The organism is Pseudoalteromonas sp. TB51 (assembly GCF_000498055.1).
GTDB classification, from domain to species: domain Bacteria; phylum Pseudomonadota; class Gammaproteobacteria; order Enterobacterales; family Alteromonadaceae; genus Pseudoalteromonas; species Pseudoalteromonas atlantica.
The window spans coordinates 1-4,481 of sequence record NZ_AUTO01000094.1; the positions used below are offsets into that span (position 1 = coordinate 1).

Here is a 4,481-nt window from a genome sequence, read left to right on the forward strand (position 1 = left end):
AAATATTACGCTAGAACAAGCCATGGCAAACCCTGATTGGATAGGCAACCAGCCTAAAAATGCGTACTGGGCAAGTGATTCAGCCACCACTATTTATGCTCAAAAGCAGCAAGGCAGTAACCTAAACGATATTTATAGCCAGCCAATTAACAGCAAAAAAGCGATGCAAGTATCACTTGATAAACTGCATACTGTAGGTGCTTCTAAAGCGGTTTATTCATCAGATAGAACACTTCAAGCTTATACGTTTAAAGGCAATGTATTTGTTAAAAACCTAACAACGGGTGAACTTAAACAAATAACAGCCACCTCAGCTAATGAGTCTAAACCACAGTTTTTAAACAATGGCGATTTAGTTTACCGCCAAGGTAATGTGTTTTTTAAAGTTGATTTAAAAACAGGGCTAAGTACAGAGCTTGCTAACTTAAAATTGGCCGATAAGCCAAAAGGCTTACAAGAGCCAACTAGTTACATTGCAAAAGAGCAGCATAAACTGATTGAGTTTGTGGCGCTGCAGCATAAAAACAAACAGGATACGCAAACACGCAATGAGCAAATAAACGCACAAAATAGCTCCATTGCTAACACCGCTTTTTATTTAGGTGATGGCAATGTAATTAAAGAAGCGCAACTATCGCCAAACGGTGATGCTTTAATTGTTGTGCTGCAAAAGCAGCAATCGTGGCGTGATAAAGGCGATATTATGCCTAATTACATCACCGATGATGCCACTATTGAGCCTAAAAAAGTGCGCCGTCGTGTGGCTGATGCAAAAGAGCAAACATCATCGGTGATACACATTAACCTTGTAGATAAAACACAAACGCCACTGAGCTTTGATACGCTACCGGGCTTTGATGAAGATGTTTTAGCCGAGGTTAAAAAAGAAAACTACGCGCGTGATGGTAAAACGTATAATTCTAAAAAAGCGCCACGCGGTATTAACTTAATTACTAATTGGGGTTTAAACCAAGCTCCCATAGTGTGGAACGATGACGGCACGCAAGTTGCCATTATGCTAGAGGCGTGGGATAACAAAGACCGCTGGATAGCCACAATCGACTTTGATAAAAACGAGCTTGTGTCGCAGCACCGCCTACATGATGATGCTTGGATAGCCTACGCGTTTAACAATTTTGGCTGGTTACATAATTCAAAAACCCTGTATTACTTATCAGAAGAGTCGGGCTATAGTCAGCTTTACAAAAAACCGCTTAACGGCAAAGCAACCGCTTTAACTAGTGGCCAGTTTGAAGTATCGGACATTACGTTAACTCATGATAATAGCGCTATTTATTACAAAGCAAACGTAGAGCACCCAGGCCTTTACGAAATTTACCGTGTTAATCCACAAACAGGTAAAAACGAGCAAGTAACTGACCTTAACGGTATGACCGACTACACGTTAAGCCCAGACGAAAGTAAATTACTGCTTAAGCACTCTAAAATAACAATGCCAACAGAGCTTTTTGTTGCCGATGCTAAAGCAAACACCACAGCGACACAGCTCACCCATACGGTGTCGGATGAATTTTTAGCTAAAAAGCTCACCGCACCTAAAATTGTTGCTGTGCCATCTAGCCACACAGAGCAACCTATTTATGCCAAGGTGTATTACCCAAGTGACTATGTAGAAGGTGAAACAGGCAAAACCCGTAAAGCGGTTATTTTTAACCACGGAGCAGGGTACTTACAAAACTCACACATGGGTTGGTCTGTGTATTTTCGTGAGTTTATGTTTCATTCATTACTTGCCGATGAAGGTTACATAGTGATGGATATGGATTACCGCGCTTCTAAAGGTTATGGTCGCGATTGGCGTACTGCGATTTATCGCCAAATGGGTACACCTGAAACGCAAGATTTAGCAGATGGCGTTAAATGGATGGCGCAAAACGCAAATGTTGATACTAACGCAGTAGGCACATACGGTGGCTCATACGGCGGGTTTATGACCTTTATGGCGCTATTTACTGCCCCTGAGCTATTTCAATCTGGGGCAGCACTTCGTCCAGTAACCGATTGGGCGCATTACAACACCGCTTACACGGCTAATATTTTAAATCACCCAGATGTAGATCCCATTGCGTATGAGCGCAGCTCGCCAATTTATTACGCAGAGGGCTTAAACAAGCGCTTATTAATTAACGCGCCTATGGTTGACGATAACGTGTTTTTTCAAGACTCAGTACGTTTAGTACAGCGATTAATTGAACTTGAAAAGCAAAACTTTGAAACGGCTATCTTTCCGGTAGAGCCGCATGGCTTTGTACAGCCGTCAAGCTGGTTAGATGAATACCNCCGCCGTATTCATAAATTATTTAAAGAAACACTTTAATCTTAAATTTAAAAATTAAAGTGTAAAAACAAAAACGCCGTGTTAACTAACGCGGCGTTTTTATTAATATTGAAAAGCTTAATCGCTATTTTTTAAGTATTTAATTGCTAAAGGTATGCCAAGCAATGTGCCGCCCACCGCGCCAATTAAGTGCGCATCAATGGCAACGGTTGAATCAATTAATTGGCCAATACTGGCATCGGGGCCGTTTACTTGCTCCATTATTATTTTTATCCACACGCCTATAAATAATAAATAACCCGATTTAAGCGATAGGGTAATGTCTTTTACCGCTCCCCAAATAATAACACCATGTAATAGGGCGCTTAACCCCGTGTATATAGATATAGCAGGGCAAAACCATAATACGCCGAGCCCACACCACAGTGCTAAAAAACACACATTAAAGGCATAACGCGCAGGCGACGTGTATTCGCCATGCAGCAACCAAATTAAAAATATGCCTAATGCATTTAATCCTAAATGCGCCCAGTTAGCGTGTACGAATTGACTGGTAAACACTCGCCAAACTTCGCCGTTTTCAATGAGTGCTCGGTTAAATTCAAGTAAATTATTTAAATCAAATGCAGCAAAAACAATACTAAAAAGCATCAAAAATAATGGCGGAAGTAAATAACGAGGTTGTAGCGGTAAATTAAGCATTTTATTATGTTTTTTTAGTCAAAATTTTTGCATATTGTGCCCGTTTAACTTTAAGATGCCAAATACAACTACGTAATTAAGTGTTTTTAGTATTTTTATGCATTTTAAACTTAAGTCATTATTTACTATTGGTTTGTTTGCAGTAACGCTGCCAACAATAGCAAAAGAACCTGCAAAATTAGAAATTCGCGAGCCAGAAGCCACCACCTCAATTGTACAAAAACAATTAGTAACTGGTGATCAATACATGGTGGCCGCGGCCAACCCGTATGCCTCAAAAGCCGGACAACAGATTTTAGCTAAAGGCGGAAGCGCGGTAGATGCGGCAATTGCAACGCAATTAGTACTTACCTTAGTTGAGCCACAATCATCGGGCATTGGTGGTGGTACATTTATGATGTACTACAACAAAGCCGATAACCTACTTACAAGCTTTGATGGCCGTGAAACCGCGCCACAAAATGCAGACGAAAACCTGTTTTTAGATAAACACGGTAAAGCCGTTAAGTGGATTGAAGCAGTTGTTGGCGGTCGCTCTGTGGGTGTGCCAGGTATTTTGCACGCCTTTGCAAGTGCGCATCAACAATACGGTAAACTTGCGTGGAGCGAGTTATTTAAACCCGCTATTGAACTTGCCGAGCAGGGCTTTGAGGTGTCGCCACGTTTACACGGTTTATTGGCACGCCAATTAAACCCAGGTGTAATGAGTATGCCGGTGATTAACGAGTACTTTTACCCTAATGGCGAATTAATTAAAGCCGGTACTATTAAGAAAAATCAGCCTTTAGCAAATTTATACAAAGACATTGCTAAACAAGGCATTGATGCATTTTATAAAGGCGATAACGCTAAGCAAATGGTAAACGCAGTGCAAAATTCAAAAATTGCACCGGGTACATTAAGCGAATCAGACCTAGCTAATTACAAAAGCAAGCAACGCGACGCAGTATGTATTAAATACCGTGCTTATAATGTGTGCTCTATGGCCCCACCGAGCAGTGGTGGTGTAGCGGTATTACAAATTTTAGGCTTGCTTGAACACAAAGACATGAGCGCGCTTAAACCTAATAGCGAAGAGGCAATTCATTACTTTAGCCAAGCCTCACGCATAGCATTTGCCGATCGCAATATGTACATGGGCGACCCAGATTTTACACAAGTGCCTACCAAAGAGCTGTTAAATAAAAAGTACATTGCATCGCGCGCCAAGCTTATTACTGAGCAAGACACAAAAGCAGAAGCAGGTAACCCAGTAGGCTATTTAAGCTACGCAAAAGATGATTCTTTTGAACTGCCATCAACATCGCATGTATCCATTGTAGATAGCTTTGGTAATGCCGTATCAATGACCAGTTCAATTGAAATGGCGTTTGGCTCAACTGTGATGGTTAATGGCTTTATTTTAAATAACCAATTAACCGATTTTGCGCTTTCGCCACGCATTGACGGCAAATTAGTAGCTAACCGCGTTGAGGCGGGC

General features: G+C 41.2%; 3 protein-coding genes. 2 read left to right on the forward strand and 1 reads right to left on the reverse strand.

Features of this window, described 5'->3' with window-relative positions; genetic code table 11:
- The first annotated feature begins 4 nt into the window (after nt 1-4).
- Nucleotides 5-2,338, forward strand: a complete 2,334-nt coding sequence (locus L650_RS0104455; protein ID WP_085065425.1) for a prolyl oligopeptidase family serine peptidase — start codon at nt 5-7, stop codon at nt 2,336-2,338.
- A 78-nt stretch (nt 2,339-2,416) separates the two neighbouring features.
- Here L650_RS0104455 and rrtA read toward each other — a convergent pair whose 3' ends face one another.
- Entirely contained in the window at nt 2,417-3,001 is a 585-nt protein-coding gene (gene rrtA / locus L650_RS0104460) for a rhombosortase (RefSeq protein WP_029772332.1), read from the reverse strand.
- A 97-nt stretch (nt 3,002-3,098) separates the two neighbouring features.
- Between rrtA and L650_RS0104465 the strand changes: the two genes are divergently transcribed.
- A partial coding sequence (locus L650_RS0104465; protein WP_029772333.1) for a gamma-glutamyltransferase family protein occupies nt 3,099-4,481 on the forward strand: 1,383 nt, incomplete at its 3' end.